Raw genomic sequence first — 18,281 nt, 5'->3', positions numbered from 1 at the left:
ATGCTATGGGTTCTTTAAAAGAAGTAAAAAACAGAATAAACTCCGTCAAGAGTACGCGTCAGATTACATCGGCGATGAAGATGGTGGCATCCGCAAAGTTGCACAAAGCACAATCGCGGATTGAGAATATGCTGCCTTATCAACAGAAACTGAATGAAATTCTGACAAACTTCTTGTCTACAGATGCCACGTTCGAGTCGCCTTATACCGAAGTGCGTCCTGTAACGCGGGTAGCGGTCGTGGTTTTCTCATCCAACAGTTCGCTGTGCGGAGCTTTCAATGCGAATGTGGTAAAGAAGCTTGGAGAAACGCTGGAAGAATACAAATCACTTGGTAAGGAGAACATCCTGATATATCCTATAGGAAAGAAGGTGGAACAAGCTACTAAGAAGTTAGGCTATACATCGCGAGGAAATTATCAGGGAATGGCAGAGAAACCATCCTATGTGCAAGCATATGAACTTGCTGGATTGTTGATGCAAGAGTTTGTAGAAAAACAAATCGACCGTGTAGAGCTGATCTACCATCACTTCAAGTCGATGGGGGCACAGATATTAACGCGTGAGGAATATCTTCCTATTGATTTAAGTAAGGTGGAAGCAACTGCTGCAACAGAAGGATCGGGAAAACGCGGTTTTCAGAATGATTATATAGTGGAGCCATCTGTCGGACAACTTATTGCAGATTTGCTGCCAAAGGTGTTGAGCCAGAAGCTTTTTACTGTACTTCAAGATTCCAATGCCTCTGAACATGCTGCCCGTACACTTGCTATGCAGACTGCAACAGATAATGCGAATGAACTGATACAAGATTTGACGAAGCAATATAATAAAAGCAGACAGCAAGCGATTACAAACGAATTATTGGATATAATCGCGGGAAGTCTCAAGTAAGAAAGCTACGGGTTACAAGCTACAAGCTACGAGTGCCTTTCGGAATATAGTGCAGCCACTTGTAGCTCGTAGCTTGTAGCTTTTTTCATTTTTATGTAAAAAGATGTGCCGATAGGGCTTTTCCTCTTTTATTTATGTTACCTTTACACCTCCAAACAACATTTATGAAATAATGGAACAAAACCCGGAATTGTCACTTGCATGGCAATTTATAGAAAATACAGGCACTCATCTCTTCCTGACCGGTAAAGCAGGTACTGGAAAAACTACATTCTTGCGACAATTGAAGTCCGGAAGTCCTAAACGTATGGTTGTTCTTGCCCCGACAGGCATTGCAGCTATTAATGCAGGTGGTGTAACTATTCATTCTTTTTTCCAGCTACCTTTTGCCCCTTACGTACCCGATACTTCATTCAGTGCAGATGGTAAGGCACAATACCGTTTCCGTTTCGGAAAAGAGAAACTTAACATCATGCGTAGTATAGACCTGCTTGTGATTGATGAGATCAGTATGGTACGTGCCGACCTCTTGGATGCGATAGATGATGTGTTGCGTCGTTTCCGTGACCGTAGCAAGCCTTTTGGTGGTGTACAATTATTGATGATCGGAGATTTGCAGCAACTTGCTCCGGTTATCAAAGACGAAGAATGGCAGATGCTAAACCGCTATTATGATACTCCCTATTTCTTTTCCAGCCGTGCATTGAGGAAATCGGAGTACTGTACCATTGAATTGAAGAAAGTTTATCGACAGAGTGATACTCATTTTCTGGATATGTTGAACCGTATCCGGGAGAATCGTTGTGACAAAACTTTGTTGGATGAACTGAACTGTAGATACATTCCAAATTTCAATCCTGCGAAAGAGGAAGGATATATCCAACTTACCACCCATAATTACCAGGCGCAACGTATCAATGAATATGAACTGGCACAACTGCCCGGACGTTCTTTTACCTTTCGCGCCCAGATAGATGGAAAATTCCCGGAGTATTCTTATCCTACTGATGAAGTACTGGAGTTAAAACGTGGTGCGCAAATCATGTTTGTAAAGAACGATTCATCCGGTGAACACCGTTATTACAATGGCATGATCGGTGAGGTGGTAAATGTATCCGCTTTAGGCATTGAGGTACGTAGCAAAGGAAGTGAGGACGTCTTCATGTTGCAAGAAGAAGAATGGACCAATGCAAAGTACGTGCTGGATGAAGAGACAAAAGAGATTACAGAAGATATAGAGGGAGTCTTCAAACAATTCCCACTGAAACTGGCATGGGCTATAACCATTCATAAAAGTCAGGGGTTGACGTTTGAGCGTGCAATAATTGATGCCAGCGCTTCCTTTGCACATGGACAGACGTATGTGGCTCTGAGCCGTTGCAAGACGTTGGAAGGTCTGGTATTAAGTGCTCCATTATCTGCCAGGGCAGTAATCAGTGACAGTGCTGTGGATACCTTTACAGAAGATGCACGTAGAAATGAGCCTGATGAAACGCGTTACCGGAGATTGCAACAATCGTATTTTCTGGAATTGTTATCAGGATTGTTTGATTTCTTACCATTGGAACTGGCATTGAAGCGTTTTGTGAGGTTATTGGATGAACACTTGTACAAACTCTATCCTAAACTGCTGGTTGAATATAAATCAGAAACGGAACGTTTCCATGAGAAGGTTACGAAAGTTGCTCAAAAGTTTAGCTTACAATATACTCGCCTGGTTGATGGTGCAGCGGATTATGCTACAGATAAAAGTTTGCAGGAGCGCATTCACTTGGGAGCAGAATATTTCAAAGAACAATTGACGCCCTTGGATGCCATCAGAAGTAGTACAATTGTAGAGTCTGACAATAAAGAGCTAAAGAAACAGTTGAAGGCTGTCAGTGAAGAGTTGGATGATTTGCTTCTCTTGAAAGTCGATTTGCTGGAATTCGTAATTGATAAGGGATTCCATGTAGGCGAATATCTGAAACAAAAGTCCGTCCTCTCCATTGACGATGCCGCATCGGGTAAGGATAAAGGAGAAAAACGCGGCGGCAACTTCTCCGGAAGAAGAAAACGTAAAGACGAAACTGAAGACGGTGGAAGTAGTTCTGCACGTAAAAGGGCGGCAACTGTGGAAGTACCTTCGGACATCCTGCATCCCGAATTGTACAAGCGTCTGGTGGCATGGCGCAATGCAGAAGCATCCCGGTTGGGATTACCGGTATATACTGTAATTCAACAAAAGGCAATTCTCGGTATTACGAATTTATTGCCGGAAGATAAGACCACTCTTCTCCGCATTCCTTACTTTGGTAAAAAAGGAGTGGAAAAGTATGGAGATGAACTCTTGGAAATGGTACGAATGTATAAAAAAGAAAGTGGGATTGCGGAAACGTTGTTTAGTGATTAGTGGTGAGTGATTAGTAGTTGGAATGTTATACAAACTTGGCTAATCACTCATCACTAAACACTAAACATGAGTCTTATCCCTTCTTCCAGAGTGTGTGGCTGGTATCCTAATTCCCTGCGTGCTTTTTCTATGCTCAATCCACTGAAACGGGGGCGGGGAGTTGCCTCTTCCATTTGCTTGGTGGTGACTGGCAGAATTAAGGAATAGTCCAGGTTCAGGATATCTGCTACGTGGTAGGCAATATCAGCTATTGTCAGACATTCTGAGCCACAGATATGGAAGATGCCATTATTAGGATAGTTTATCAGCTTCTCTATTCCTTGCGAGACATCTCCTACATAAGTTGCTGTACGCCATTGGTCGGAAACGACTCGTATTTCTTCGTTGTTTCTTAAACGGTCGGCAACCAATTGTAGTACATTTCCATGTTGTCCCGGTAAGGCAGCGCCATAGACTACTGCTACACGGGCAATGGCGTAATTACTACATAACTCAGCTGCCCGTTTTTCACCTTTCAGCTTGGTAACACCATAATAGTTGACTGGATCAGGCGTATCTACTTCCGTATAAAGCTGCGTTGTATCTCCATTGAATACAAAGTCGGTAGAAAGATGGATAAGGCGTGCAGCGGATGCTTCACACCGGAATGCCAATTGTCCTACAGCATTGACGTTGATACTATCCGCTTCCTCATGGTGAGCTTCGCAATAATCAGGAACAGATAAGGCAGAAGTGTTGATCACTACATTAGGGCGTACTTCCCTGAACAGTGCACTTTGTTCTCCCATCTGGCAGATGTCTGCACTGATAAAACGATAATTTCCAGAACCGGGAGCAATGTCATCATGCAGGGAACAGCCCGTTACAATGTATTCGTCGTTGCGCGACAAATCATTTAATATCCGGCGTCCTGTAAACCCGTTGGCGCCTATAACCAAGATTTTTTTCTTCATATTCATATCTTCTTTAATAAGGTGCTGTTCTTCCTTGTTGCACTTCGATTCTTATGCCGAATGATCCATTCGCTGATTTCAGTTCAAAAGCGCCTTTAAAATTATTCCGTTCCCACGGTAAAGCAGAAGGATTTGGAACTTTCCATCCGTCCTTGTTGTATTCTCCATAGGTATTGATACGCATGCCATTCTTCAGTCGGAAGCTTCCCATCTGCAGGTTTTGAGGAGATGAACCAAAACCTGTCAATCCGAAAGGATTCATACTGTATAGGGTGGAACTATCCAAGCTAAACAGGTGTGAGTAGCCTTGAGAGTAGGTTATGTTCGGGTCTAGGCGAAATAAGAAACTATAATCTTTGCTGGCATCCGGAATTTCCAATTTCATTTTAGGCACTTGGGGAGCTGCCATCTTCATTAAATTCATATCCAGAAGAAAACCATCAAAATCCTTTGTTTCCGGCATATTCATACTACGCACGCTGTCAGCAGGTATTTCATTCTGAGCATTTACCCGGAAGGAGAAAAGACAGAAAAGTATGATTAGTTCTATATATTTCATTACTTAATAGCCTTTATTTAATGGCGAATATATGAAATAAGTATGAATTATGGAAATATATAGCATTTATTAAAATAAAAGTTGTATATTGTATACGGTTATTTGGAAATAGTTATTATCTTTGAGGTGTAAATAATTGAATTAGTAGATAAGCAATCTATTTTGTTCCTCTCTAACCAGTAAATGAACGGGCTGTATCTCGTGTAGAAATGCAGCCCGTTTTCTTATTTCCGTAACAGAAGTTTCAGTTGATGATAAGTTTGTATCCGATGCCTCGGACATTGACAATGCGGATACGTTCGTCCTTGGAAAGTTTATGCCGTAATTTAGTGATGAACACGTGCAGGCTGCGTGAATTGAAGAAGCTGTCGTCCCCCCAAAGATCAAGCAGGATATTCTGGGTATTCACTACCTGATTACGGTTTTCGCACAGGCGCTTCAGTATTTCGGCCTCGCGGTGGGAGAGTTCCTGCTCTATTCCGGTATGGGACAATATCTGTGTGACAGAGTTGAAATGGTAATCGCCTATCTTGAAACAAGTTTCTTCTTTCTTCGGTTCCTCTTTAAATGTAAATGCTTTGCCTACCAGCGCTTTAATGCGCACGATAAGTTCCTGCATGCCGAAAGGCTTTTTCAGATAGTCGTTGGCTCCGAGTTCAAAGCCTTCCACCACATCGTTGATGGAAGAACGGGCGGTGAGAAAAAGTACCGGAGTTCGTTTGTCGGTTTGGCGGATGTGGCGTACCATTTCAAAACCATCCATACGGGGCATCATAACATCTGCTACCAGTACATCAGGGCGTAAGTCGAAGAACATACGCAGACCTTCCTCGCCATCGGCAGCAGTATGGATGATGAAGTTCTGGCCTTCTAGTGTATCTTTGATAATCATGGCGAGGGTTTGTTCATCCTCAACCAGCAGTACCTTGATTTTGTCCATATCTTGATTCTTTTTTATAACAAGCAATGTAATGCATCATAACAAGCAACGTTATTCAGATTCTTATTGTAAAAGTACTTCCTTTTCCCGCTTCACTTCGTACAGTTACAATTCCACCGTGCTTTTCTACCATTGTCTTTACGTAGAAAAGCCCCAGCCCGTAGCCTTTGGTATTGTGGATATTTCCTGTCGGAACCCGGTAGAATTTATCGAAAATGTGAGGCTGTTTATCCGTAGGGATACCAATACCGTGGTCTGTAACCGAGATTTCCACTTGTTCCGTTTCCTTTTTCCGGCAACAGATCATTATGTCGGCTTTATCCGGAGAGTATTTGATGGCATTATCTATCAGGTTACTCAGAATATTACTGAAGTGTGTACGGTCGGCAATGATTGTCAGGTCTTCCGGTGCAATGTCGAGATTGATTTCTACAGGCTTACCTGCTTTCAGTTTATGCTGTTCGATGAGTGCCGGGAACAGATCGTGCAAACTGAGCGCCTCCGGATGCAGACGGAAGGTTTTACGGCGTTCCATACTCATGGAGAGAATTTGTTCCACCAGTCCGCTTAATCGCTGTAACTGTTCCTGGCAGATACCCAGATACTTATCCCGTTGTTGCTTGTCTTCTGCCAGATTAAAATTAAGCAAAGCATCGTTGGCGGCGTACGCCACGGCAATAGGTGTTTTCAGTTCGTGGGTGATATTGTTGGTAAAGTCGCTCTTCATCTCTTCCAGTGTTTTCTGCCGCAAAATGGTGCGGATAAGAAACCAGAAGGAGAAACCTAATATAATAAGAATAACGAATGATGTAGTAAGAATACCGCTCATCTGTCGCAATACAATCTTATAAATAGGTTCTATTGTGAGGCGGTAACTTTGATTGGAGTGAATGTCGAAAGCATAATTATATTGTTTTGCTTTTTCACTGGGCATGTATCCGGGAGTCCCGACAATGGCAAGCGTATCAGTGTAAACCAGCGTTGAGTCCGGATCGGCACCGGAATGAAGACGTTCCAATCGGTAGGGAAGTTTAAGCCCCCGTTCTTGCAGATAGGTATTGAGCAGACTGTCATAAACGGCTATATCAGGTTCTATAAAAATATCCAGTCCCGAGTGCATTCCACGCTGGATGAAAGTGGCAAGTTCCACCATACTGCTTTGGTCACGCAGCATCATGTCTATTCCACCTTCGGCTCTTAAAGAAGCCTGAGGTTCATCCTCATTAATCACTGTATCTTCCAGGACCTCTTTTACTGAATCTCTTTCTGCCCAGACTGAAATATTTGTGCCTTCCTGTCCTCGTGTGAAAAGGATATCTCTTGTCGAGTCATTCGGATAACTTACTGATACACTGTCATACTTCATAGGGATACCTTCTTTTAAAAGTGAACGACTTCCGGCACTGTCTGTTTGGTTAACAGTTGTACTGCTGCGGACAAATGATTTTCCGGAATCGGAATTGTATCCTGCTGAAACCTCTACGGAACCGTGGGCTTTATTTTCTTTTTGCATCTCCTTTACACGCAGCATCATCTCATTATAATCACTCATGCGCATGGCCTCTACGATGCTTTGTTCCAGTTCGTGCTTCATCGTTTTGTATAGCCCCGTGATCCAGTATGCCTGGTAAATAAAGATACCCAGCAGAGAGATTATGACTAATATGGCAATAGGTCTGAATGGCAGTTTCATGTAGCTCTTGTATTTATATGGACAAAGATAGGAAAGATAACCGGTACATGTATGGACGGTAAGACTAAATAACACTTCAGATAACACTAGATAAGACTACGTAAGTTCCAGATAACACAAAGTCCGGAAGATTTCACCGTACTTTGCAGTGCAAGAGCTTAAGGGATGATTCGTTTTTGCACAAGGCATCTTTTGCAAAAGGTATAGGGAGAATCTTGTGCAGTCCCTTGCATAATTGGGTGTCAACCTTGGTTAACCGGCCTGTCAACTAAGGTTAATGGATCTGTCAACCAAGCTTAATCGACCTGTCAACCAAGGTTGACACCCAATCATCTCTAAGTCTGAACACATTTATGTCGTATCTAAAACAAATGAACATGAAGTCTTATTACTATCTTTCCCTGATGCTATGTGCATTGAGTGCAGGAGTTTCCGCTCAGGAAATAACAAAGAGTACGGATGTAGAGAGCGAACGGACGCTCAGCGCGGACAGTATTATAACACAAGACAAGCAGCTGGACAGTCTTTATCAATCTCTTCCTGAAGTAATGATTACCGGGCAACGTCCCATCGTGAAAGCGGAGCAAGGTAAACTGGTGTACGATCTTCCGCGCCTTATCGGTAATCTACCCGTAGATAATGCTTATGACGCTGTGAAGGAACTGCCGGGCGTAACCGAGATGAATGGCGGGTTGATGTTGGCAGGGCAGGGGGTAACTGTAATACTGGATGGTAAAGTTACCACCATGAGTACCGAACAGCTTTATTCTTTGCTGAAAAGTATCCCCTCCAGTCGCATTGAGAAGGCGGAAGTGATGTACAATGCTCCGGCACGCTATCAGGTGCGGGGTGCACTTATCAATATCACACTGAAACAAAGCACCGGAGGCCCGTCTTCCTGGCAGGGAGAGCTTTATGGCAAATATAATCAGAAACATTACGAGGGCTTCAACGAACGTGCCAGCCTGATCTATAATGGAAATAAATTCTCAGCAGATTTTCTTTACTCACACAACCACGGACGGGGATATTCTTTAACCGATAAAGAAGCTATGCACTCTCTGGCGGACGGTTCGGTTCATCACATCACAACCGATGAGATGGGCCGGAGCCGTTCACATACCCATAGTTTCCGGGTAGGGGCGGATTACAATATTGCCAAGGATCATCAGCTGAGTTTTGTTTATAATGGAAGTTATTCGACTTACCACAGTCTGATGGATATTTACGGTACGCAGCAGTCCAACACCCGTAGCAGCAGTACCGATTGGCTGCACAATGGGCGTCTGGATTACCGTACACCTTTCGGACTGAAAGCTGGTGCTGAATTGACTTATTACCGTTCTCCATCCGATCAGTTATTGCATAGCAGCATGCAAGGTGAAGAGCTGGCCTTTTATACTGAAGACTGTCAGCGCATCAATCGCTGGAAATTCTTCCTTGCCCAGGAGCATAATCTGGGGCGTGGATGGGGATTGAATTATGGTGCCGTTTATACTACCAGTATCGACCACAGTTATCAATATTATTATGATACGGAGAAGGGTGTGGGAACAAAGGCAGGTGTAAGCACAGGTATTCCCGATAATATGCAATCCCGCCGTCGCGAACAAACTCTGAACTTCTATGCGGGTTTCAATAAAAGTTTTGGTGATAAACTTTCCCTGGATGCTTCGCTTGCCGTGGAGCATTATAAGACACCGGTATGGAATCAATGGGATTGGTATCCTACCATTAACCTGAGTTATATGCCCGCCCCCGGCTATGTTTGGCAATTGGCTTTGAGCAGTGATAAAGATTATCCTGATTATTGGGCGGTACAGGATGCTATTTCTTATCTGGGCGGTGGATATTCTGAAATACATGGGAACCCGTTCCTGAAACCGGCTCAGGAATATCAACTTCAGTTGACACATATTTTGAAGAGTAAATACATCTTCAGTGCATGGTTTAATCATACGAAAGATTACTCAGTCCAGACTCTTTATCAATCCTCCGAACGTCTGGTGGAGATCTATAAGCATTTGAATTTTAATTACCAGCAACAAGCAGGATTACAGGCTTCTATACCATTTGATATAAAGCAATTGTTAAATTCTCGTTTAACTTTGATTGGTGTATGGCATCATGAGAAAGATGAGGATTTCTGGGATATTCCTTTCAACCGGAATATTTGTTATGGTATTGCCGTACTGACAAATACTTTCACTCTTTCTAAGAAGCCTGATCTGAAACTGACACTGACGGGAATGGCTCGTAGTAAAGCGACTCAGGGAATTTATGATTTACCGTCTTCAGGGTATGTAAATGCTGCTTTGCGGTATGGCTTTGCCAAAGGAAAGGCTGTTCTGAATCTTTATTGCAATGATATCTTTGAGACGGGACAGATAAAACCACGCATCCGTTTTGGTACGCAGAACGTGACGAATGATTATACTTGTTTCAGGGAAATCGGGGTGTCGTTTACGTATAAATTCGGAGGATACAGGGAGAAGAAGAGGGAGGAAGTGGATAGGTCGAGGTTTAAATAGTGACGAGCAAATCTTAACGTATGTATTGTCCTTCCTTGTGATTGTTTGTTATATACTTAACCAGAATACGTTCGTCTTGTTTAATGAAAAAGATATACCATGTTGTACGAGGTGACTTGCTTCTTTTGAAAAAAGTGTATTGTATATTTTCTCCGTAACGGGAAAAATGGCTTTCGGCTGAAGGGCTGAGGTGGTAATGAACTGCTGTTGGAATTTCCTGAATAAAATCGATAATTTCGTCTACAAGTAGTTCTGCATTTTCATAAATATTCAGATAGCCTTCAGTTATCAGGATATTAGGAAGTTCCTCTAAAAATCTGAAACAGAAGGGTGTATAAGGATTTTAGTTGCGAGCATACATTTCTTTTAATTTGCGTTTACACTGTATGCGGAAATCCTCAACGGTTAGTCCCTGTTCCCATTCCTGTTCAAATTTATCTTTTTGTGCAATGCGTTCTTTCACAAACTCCAATACAGAATTTAATTCTTCCGGTTCGTCTATACGCATTATACGATTGACCAATTGAACCTTCATCGCATTTATATCTCCGTAGATACCTGACGGTTCGGAAGCGTTCGTTTGTTGCACTGGAATATCAGAATATTTTTTGGTCTCTTTCTTTCCCATATCTATCGTTTTTAATAATCGTTTCAATGATAGTACAAATATAGCATGTTTGCTTTATCTTTCAATGATTTGCTGCCATTTAAATGAAGAACTTATTTTTTTATGATTACTAAAAAGCATTCCGCACACTATAAAAATCAGAATCTTTTGTCCCTTCCTCCTCTATATTTCTTAATTTTGTCGGAACAAAATGAAGTATCAACCTTCCGCACACTCAATCTCAAAATGACACTGCGGAACTTAAATTATCGTATTATGATTAACAGATTCGTCTTGAACGAAGTATCCTACTTCGGACCGGGTGCCCGCGAAGTGCTCCCACAGGAAATTAAACGTCTCGGCTTGAAAAAAGCCTTTGTATCTACCGACAAAGATCTGATTAAATTTGGTGTAGCTGACAAGGTGCTTTCCGTACTGGATAAGGCAGGCATACCCTATGTTGTATTCAGCGATATTAAACCAAATCCTACGGTTAGTAATGTAAATGCAGGTGTGAAAGCGTTTGCAGAATCCGGTGCCGATTTTATTCTGGCTATTGGTGGTGGTTCTTCCATCGATACATCAAAAGCTATCGGCATTATCACTAATAACCCGGAATTCAGTGATGTGGTTTCTCTGGAAGGAGTGGCGCCGACTCAGAAGAAATCCGTGCCTATCATTGCTCTGCCTACTACAGCAGGAACGGCTGCCGAAGTGACTATCAACTACGTGATTACCGACGAAGTGAATGAAAAGAAGATGGTATGTGTAGATCCGAATGATATTCCTGCCATCGCCATTGTAGATGCCGAATTGATGTACACTTTGCCTAAAGGGCTGACCGCCTCTACGGGATTGGATGCATTGACACATGCTATTGAAGGTCTGATTACTAAGGGAGCATGGGAAATGAGCGATATGTTTGAAATTAAAGCTATCGAAATGATTACCCGTTATTTGGAAACGGCCGTGTTTGAGCCGACAAATGCAGAGGCACGTAATGGTATGGCGGTAGCGCAATATATTGCAGGTATGGCATTCTCTAATGTAGGTTTGGGCGTTGTTCATGGTATGGCACATCCATTGGGTGCTATTTTTGATATACCTCACGGTGTGGCTAATGCGTTGTTGCTGCCTATCATTATGGAATTTAATGCTCCTGCTGCACTTGATAAGTATGTGGAAATTGCTAAGGCGATGAAAGTATATAAAGAAGGTATGAGCCAGGAAGAAGCTGCACGTGCTGCCGTAGATGCAGTGAGAGCGCTGTCAGTAAGAGTAGGTATTCCGCAACACCTTTCTGAATTAGGTATTAAGGAAAGCGATCTCGACAAGCTGGCTACGGCTGCTATTGCCGATGTTTGTACACCGGGTAATCCTCGCGAGGTGACGAAGGAGATTATTCTGGATTTATACAAAAAAGCGTTGTAATAAGTGATTAGGGGTTAGTGATAAGTGATTAGTCTCCTTGCGGCATTATAGCGTAGCACTAATCACTTATTAAACTATTGGGAACAGAAGTGTAAACGTGCTTCCTTCTCCCACTTTTGATTGCACCGTAATGCTTCCATGATGCTGGTGCATGATTTGGCGCGAGATGGTTAACCCGATACCTGAACCGGTCGGTTTTGTGGTGAAAAATGGAATGAAAATACGTTCCTGAACTTCCGGATCGATGCCGGTTCCATTATCAGTAACACGCAGGAAAAGGTGATTTCTTGGAGTGATGCCCGCGGAAAGAGTGATTTGTGTCGCTTCGTTTTCGCGGGCATTCCGTATCAGGTTGATAAGTACCTGTTCTATTTGCTCTTTATCTGCAATCAGGCGCAACGGAACGTTGGGAAGAGAGAGGTGTAGATCATCTGTATCATTTTGCATCAATTGAACGACTCCTTTCAGCAGTTCTCCGGCATTATAAAGTTTTAATAAAGGGTGGGGCAGGTGCGATACTTCCCGGTAGCTATTCATAAAGCGTACTAGACCGTTCCCTCTGCGACCGATGGTTTGCAACATCTGTCTGATTTCCATTTTGGTTTCTTCGTCACCTTCCAGACTGTCGGCGTGCTTGGCAAGAAGTTCTGTAAGCGAAATGATGGGAGTAATGGAATTCATAATTTCATGTGTCAGTACACGGATTAGCTTTTGCCAGGCTTCCGTCTCACGGTTATCCAGGGCAGAATGGATATTCTTCATTCCGGCAATCAAGAGTTTCCTGCCTTGAATGACAAACTCCATACCGGAAAGAGCGAATTGCACAGTCTCTTCTTCCTGTTTGATTTGCCATACGGACAAATCGCCTGCTTTCAGTGTATGCAGCTTGGCCGGGAGATCGGGGTGAAAGTCGACCAGATCATTTATCGTATGCGGGCAATCGATATGTATCAGACGTTTGGCTGCATCATTGACCCATTCCATTTGCCCGTCGGGCGTATAAACAAGAATAGCCATGTCTATATGATTGGCAAGTGCCTGAAAATACTGCAATTTGCTTTCTTTCTTTTGCAGGTTGTTCCGGTAATGTTCAAGGGCATCCTGCATTTCAGTCAGCAGTTCTTCGGGAAGAGGCTGGGTGGCATTGAGATTGGAAGTGGGAGAAGAAAGAAATTCAGAGTAGCGCACAGCCCAGATAAACTGGGCCATGGCACGCGCAGAACGTAAGATATACCTATATATGGTATAAGCAACAAACGCCGTGAGGCAGAGTGCCACAAACAGGCTAAAATAAAAGCCGTGTACAGCCAACCAAGCTGAAACGAGGCAACATATCAATAATGCAATTGTGAGCCAAAGAGGCGTTTTTACCCAAGTTTGTCTTTTCATAATCCGAACTTTTCAATCCTTCTATAAAGTGAAGTCCTTGTGATTCCCAGCATTTCTGCTGCCAATGTAATGTTACCGCCACATATTCTCATTACCTCATTGATTGCATCCTTTTCAATCCGTTCCAGATTATACTTATCTTTTTCAGATACAGTATTCGAAGATCGGGGGCTGCGTAACATGAAATCATCTGGAGCCAGCATGGTTCCTGTAGAGAGGATGACGGCACGTTCGATGGCATGCTCCAGTTCACGCACATTGCCCGGCCAACGGTAAAGTTGTAGCATCTTTCGTGCTTCTTTGGAAATTCCCCGAAGTTCTTTCTTATACTTCTTCCGATAGCGTTGGAGAAAGAAATCGGCTAACAGGAACAGGTCGTTTCCCCGTTCCCGTAAAGGCGGAATACGAATTTCAATCGTATTGATGCGGTACAGTAAATCCTGGCGGAATTGTCCGTCGTCGATGGCACTGTATAAATCCGTATTTGTGGCACAAATCAACCTTACATCTACAGGGTAGGAGGTGGTAGAGCCGAGCCGTGAGCTCTTTCTTTGCTCTATGACCGAAAGTAACTTCGCTTGAAGCGGAAGACTCAGATTGCCGATTTCGTTCAGGAACAACGTTCCGCCTGAAGCTACTTCCACACGTCCCGGCTTATTCTTGCGGGCGTCGGTAAATGCACCTTTTTCATATCCGAACAATTCGCTTTCGAACAACGTGTCCGGAATACTTCCTAAATCGATAGGTACGTAGATCTCATTCTTGCGGGGGGACTGTTCGTAAACATAGCGGGCAATCAAGTCTTTACCTGTTCCGTTTTCTCCCAGGAGCAAAAGGTTCGCATCTGTTTCGGAAAACTTTCTTATCGTCTGAAAAATAGCTTGCATGGCGGCAGATTCACCGATGACGCGTGTAGGCTCAGGGGGAAGAGTCAAAGCTTCTGTTTGTTCTTTTAAAGTCTCCTTCTGTTGTTTCAGGGTTTCTACTTCCGTCCGGCTGAAACTGAGTTGCAGGGCGGAAGACACGGTGGCTATCAGTTTCTCGTTTTGCCAGGGTTTGGGAATGAAATCTGTGGCACCTTGTTTAATGGCTTGAACTGCCTTTTCCGTATCCGCATAGGCGGTAATGAAGATAACAACAGCTTTCTCGTCCAGCTTCAGTATCTCGTCCAACCAGTGGAATCCTTCCTTTCCACTGACGGCATCCCGACGGAAATTCATGTCAAGCAAGATGACGTTGAAGTGGGTACGAGAGATGAGCGGCAGCAATTCACGTGGATCAGTTGTCATAGTAATACTTTCTACCAAAGGACGCAGTAGCATTTTCAAGGTGAAGAGAATGTCTTCATTATCGTCTACAATGAGTATCTTTCCTCGTTTCATCATACTTAAAGTTAAGTTTAAAATGTGCGGATACAGAGCTCTTTTCCGGACATGTACAAAGATAGGTAAAGTTTTTGAAAAAGAAGTGTACGGAAGCGTGCATTTGGTGTACGATATCGTGCAATTTTGTGAAATGATATTGTGCTTAAGTAAATGAAAAACAATGTATTATTCTTTTGGTATAGTTCTTGCGAAACTTCCGTAGAAGAAAGTCTTATTCTAATAAATGCGATTATGGTAAAGCATTATATAAAAGTTGCACTCCGGTTGATCAAGCGGAGCTTCCTATTTTCTACCATCAATATGCTGGGCTTTGTATTTGGCATGACGGCAGCGTTTCTCATTTATCTCTGGGTGATAAACGAGCTGACGTATGATAATTGTTTTCCGGATGCAGACCGTATTTCCAGAGTGATAGAAGTGAGTCGGGAGACAAGTGGCGAGATAAAGGAATCTCCTGAAAGTATACGCTCACTTGTGAGAGTTTTTAAGGAAGATTTTCCACAAGTAGAAGATGCGACAGCTATCAAATATGAAGATAACCTTACACTGGAGACAGATGATGAGAAAAGAATAATTGGTAAATATGTCCATGTGGACAGTACGTTTTTTCATGTCTTTCCCTTCCCTATAATAGAAGGTAACCCCGAACAACTATGGGATAATCTTGATAATGTTGTATTATCCGAGGTTATGGCACGAAAACTATTTGGAAATGCTTCTGCCATAGGAAAAAAAGTGAAAAGAAACTATGTTGGACGGACTGATGTACACACTGTTGTTGCCGTGGTTAAGATACCTGCGAAAAGTCACATACAGTTTGATGTTGCCTTTTCGATAGATGCATACGGTCTCTTCTCCATGGGGTGGAATTGGGATAGCATGCGTCGTGGAATGCATGTTTATGTAAAAATGAAACAGGGTGACAAGGGTAAGTTGTATCGTCAGGAGCAAAGAACAATGAGGCATGCTCTCAAAAAGTTTGGTGAGAAACGAACGCTATTGCGTTTCCAGCCGATAAGAGATATTCATCTACATACAACTTTCTCTGATGAAAACGTTAAGAATCATGGTAGCCTTGCCACTATGTACCTATTTGTGGCGTTAGCCATTCTGGTCATCTTTATGGGTGCATTCAATTTCATGACACTTTCCACAGCTCGGGCGTCACTACGCTATAAAGAAATAGGGGTGCGCAAAGTAACGGGTGCCAAACGGAAAACACTTATTACACAGTTTCTCTCAGAAAGTTTAGTACAATCATTTATTTCTCTGGTATTTGCTTTAGCTCTGACGGAACTTATGCTGCCTCTGTTCAACCAAGCTATGGAAACTGCTATAACATTAAGAATGAATTGGGATATTGTTTTCTATATTCTGTTTGGTATTATAGGCATAGGTTGTTTGGCTGGTGCTTATCCAGCATTTTATCTTTCATCAGTCAATCCGTTGCTTGCTTTCAAAGGCGGACGAAAGACCGGCAAGAAAGGAGGGCTTATCAAAGGATTGGTTTGCATCCAGTTTTTCATAGCTATAGTATTGATGTTGATGACTTTCATTGTACTGAAGCAACTTCACTTCATGGAGAATAAGGATTTGGGACTTGACAGAGAGAATATTGTCTCCATCCATACAAGCTTATGGTACGAAGTTGCTGATTTCAAACAAGACTTATTGAGGAATCCCGATATTAAGAGTGTTTCGATGGGTTCGCCTATTGAAAGTTTTGGAGAAGGAAATCTGGAAAAGAAAAACGGACAAGCGGCAATCAGGTGGACAGATATAGATGGAAAGACAGATTCGTTGCAAATGATGGAGATATGGGCGGATGGTGATTTTGTAAAAACTTTCGGATTACAATTATTGAAAGGGGAGTTGATGGATTCTTATTTTGAGAATTACTGGATGCAGAGTGATTCTGATAAGCCTGTTCAGCCAACGATTGTCATCAATGAAACAGCATGGAAAGCGATGAAAGTTGCTGACCCGATAGGTATGGAAGTCTATAAAGAATTTAGTGGATGGGCCGTGAAATCCCGTATTGTTGGTGTGGTGAAAGATTTTAATTTTCAGTCATTGCGTGAGAAAATGAAACCTGCTTATATATACTATAATCCGGAGTGTCTGGGCGATATGTATATTAAGATAGCCCCCGAGCGTAAACAGGAGACTTTGAAATATATTCAGCAGAAATTTGAAGAATGGGCGGTGCGTGATGATATTTTCGTCAAAGAATTCAATTATCAGTTTTTCTCCGATACTCTGAACAAGAATTATGCCAAAGAGCAGCAACAAAGCCGAATGCTGTTATTTTTCACCATCATTGCCATTGTTATTGCTATGATGGGGGTATTCGGGCTGGTTGCTCTTTCTACCGAGCAGCGGACTAAAGAGATAGGTGTCCGCAAAGTGAATGGGGCTCATTCCGACCGCATAGTACGGATGTTCTGTTTGGAATATCTTCGCTGGATAGGCATTGCTTTCGTGATGGCTTGCCCGTTAGGATATTTCTTAATGCATCGTTGGTTGAGTGAATTTGCTTATCAAACGCCCATTAGTTGGTGGCTATTCCTGTTGGCAGGGGCAATGATAGCAGGTATTACTTCATTTACTGTCTTTGGACAGACTTGGCGGAAAGCATCACAAAATCCGGTAGAATCATTGAGGTATGAGTAAGATTCATTTCATACATAATGAAAAATAGATTTGGATATAATGATAACGAGATTTGATTATAATGAAAAAAAAATGAATATGATAAAGACTATTGGACTCAGTAAGATATTTCGTACGGAAAGCGTGCAGACCACTGCATTGAATGAAGTAAGTTTGGAAATCAATCAGGGAGAGTTTGTTGCCATTATGGGACCTTCCGGTTGTGGTAAGTCTACCTTGCTGAATATGATAGGTTTGCTTGATAGCCCCACTTCCGGTGAACTTTGGTTTCTGGATCAGGAAGTTTCCCACTACTCCGAGAATGACCGTACGGATTTGCGTAACGGAAATCTTGGTTTTGTATTCCAAAGTTTCAATCTGATAGATGAACTTACAGTCTTTGAAAACGTGGAACTTCCTTTGCTCTATGCCGGAGTATCCACGCGTGAGCGTGTGAAACGTGTCAATGAGGCTTTGGAGCGTATGCAGATAGCTCACCGCACTGAGCATTATCCGCAACAACTTTCCGGTGGGCAGCAACAGCGTGTGGCCATAGCCCGTGCCATTGTTACCAATCCCCGTATTATCCTCGCTGATGAACCTACGGGAAATCTGGATTCTACGAACGGTAATGAAGTGATGAGCCTCCTGAAAGAACTGAATCGTGATGGGGCCACTGTTGTTATGGTTACCCACTCTGAAGAGAATGCCCGCGAAGCAGAAAGAATCATACGGATGATGGACGGATATATATTGACTGAAAGTAAAAATATTCGGGTAGTAGATGCTTAATATTAAAGTAAACAGGTGATTACGAAATAATCGTAATTTTGTTTGCCGATCTCGGAGAAATCAT

Annotated in this window: 13 protein-coding genes; 6 read left to right on the top strand and 7 right to left on the bottom strand. The window is 42.7% G+C overall.

Features of this window, described 5'->3' with window-relative positions; all coding sequences use genetic code 11:
• The first annotated feature begins 5 nt into the window (after positions 1 to 5).
• Positions 6 to 893, top strand: coding sequence for a F0F1 ATP synthase subunit gamma (locus tag BACINT_RS10545; RefSeq protein ID WP_007662868.1), 888 nt, complete (start codon positions 6 to 8; stop codon positions 891 to 893).
• Between the two features lie 172 nt (positions 894 to 1,065).
• Positions 1,066 to 3,285, top strand: coding sequence for an HRDC domain-containing protein (locus BACINT_RS10540; protein WP_007662867.1), 2,220 nt, complete (start codon positions 1,066 to 1,068; stop codon positions 3,283 to 3,285).
• A gap of 53 nt (positions 3,286 to 3,338) precedes the next feature.
• On the opposite strand, the gene BACINT_RS10535 is transcribed toward BACINT_RS10540, so the two are convergent.
• The 4 genes from BACINT_RS10535 to BACINT_RS10520 form a co-directional block, all read right to left on the bottom strand.
• Positions 3,339 to 4,238: an SDR family oxidoreductase gene (locus BACINT_RS10535; RefSeq protein ID WP_044155201.1), complete on the bottom strand. Its 900-nt coding sequence runs from the start codon at positions 4,236 to 4,238 to the stop codon at positions 3,339 to 3,341.
• A gap of 13 nt (positions 4,239 to 4,251) precedes the next feature.
• A complete protein-coding gene (locus BACINT_RS10530) occupies positions 4,252 to 4,797 on the bottom strand; it encodes a hypothetical protein (protein WP_007662861.1) in 546 nt (181 codons plus the stop codon).
• A gap of 244 nt (positions 4,798 to 5,041) precedes the next feature.
• On the bottom strand, positions 5,042 to 5,737 hold the full coding sequence (locus tag BACINT_RS10525; protein WP_044154994.1) for a response regulator transcription factor: 696 nt from the start codon (positions 5,735 to 5,737) through the stop codon (positions 5,042 to 5,044).
• Between the two features lie 55 nt (positions 5,738 to 5,792).
• Complete coding sequence (locus BACINT_RS10520) at positions 5,793 to 7,430, bottom strand: sensor histidine kinase (RefSeq protein WP_007662857.1); 1,638 nt, start codon at positions 7,428 to 7,430, stop codon at positions 5,793 to 5,795.
• 377 nt (positions 7,431 to 7,807) lie between these two features.
• Here BACINT_RS10520 and BACINT_RS10515 point away from each other — a divergent pair, with 377 nt between their 5' ends.
• Positions 7,808 to 9,961 carry an outer membrane beta-barrel family protein gene (locus BACINT_RS10515; protein ID WP_044155200.1) on the top strand — a complete coding sequence of 718 codons (2,154 nt, stop codon included), beginning with the start codon at positions 7,808 to 7,810 and terminating at the stop codon, positions 9,959 to 9,961.
• 343 nt (positions 9,962 to 10,304) lie between these two features.
• Here BACINT_RS10515 and BACINT_RS10510 read toward each other — a convergent pair whose 3' ends face one another.
• Positions 10,305 to 10,589, bottom strand: a complete 285-nt coding sequence (locus BACINT_RS10510; RefSeq protein WP_007662853.1) for a hypothetical protein — start codon at positions 10,587 to 10,589, stop codon at positions 10,305 to 10,307.
• 255 nt (positions 10,590 to 10,844) lie between these two features.
• Between BACINT_RS10510 and fucO the strand changes: the two genes are divergently transcribed.
• Complete coding sequence (gene fucO, locus BACINT_RS10505; RefSeq protein WP_044155199.1) at positions 10,845 to 11,999, top strand: lactaldehyde reductase; 1,155 nt, start codon at positions 10,845 to 10,847, stop codon at positions 11,997 to 11,999.
• Positions 12,000 to 12,068: 69 nt separating this feature from the next.
• On the opposite strand, the gene BACINT_RS10500 is transcribed toward fucO, so the two are convergent.
• Together BACINT_RS10500 and BACINT_RS10495 are read right to left on the bottom strand one after the other, a co-directional pair.
• Positions 12,069 to 13,388 carry a sensor histidine kinase gene (locus BACINT_RS10500; protein WP_007662847.1) on the bottom strand — a complete coding sequence of 440 codons (1,320 nt, stop codon included), beginning with the start codon at positions 13,386 to 13,388 and terminating at the stop codon, positions 12,069 to 12,071.
• Positions 13,385 to 14,770: a sigma-54-dependent transcriptional regulator gene (locus BACINT_RS10495; RefSeq protein WP_044154992.1), complete on the bottom strand. Its 1,386-nt coding sequence runs from the start codon at positions 14,768 to 14,770 to the stop codon at positions 13,385 to 13,387. Before BACINT_RS10495 ends, BACINT_RS10500 begins: the two co-directional genes overlap by 4 nt.
• A 234-nt stretch (positions 14,771 to 15,004) precedes the next feature.
• On the opposite strand from BACINT_RS10495, the gene BACINT_RS10490 reads away from it, so the two are divergent.
• Both BACINT_RS10490 and BACINT_RS10485 read left to right on the top strand, forming a co-directional pair.
• Complete coding sequence (locus tag BACINT_RS10490; RefSeq protein ID WP_044155198.1) at positions 15,005 to 17,446, top strand: FtsX-like permease family protein; 2,442 nt, start codon at positions 15,005 to 15,007, stop codon at positions 17,444 to 17,446.
• Positions 17,447 to 17,524: 78 nt separating this feature from the next.
• Positions 17,525 to 18,217, top strand: coding sequence for an ABC transporter ATP-binding protein (locus tag BACINT_RS10485; RefSeq protein WP_044155197.1), 693 nt, complete (start codon positions 17,525 to 17,527; stop codon positions 18,215 to 18,217).
• The last annotated feature ends 64 nt before the right edge of the window (positions 18,218 to 18,281 follow it).

It is taken from the genome of Bacteroides intestinalis DSM 17393 (genome assembly GCF_000172175.1).
GTDB classification, from domain to species: Bacteria; Bacteroidota; Bacteroidia; order Bacteroidales; family Bacteroidaceae; genus Bacteroides; species Bacteroides intestinalis.
The sequence above is the reverse complement of the archived record's forward strand: the minus strand, read 5'-3'. Positions and strand labels throughout refer to the sequence as shown.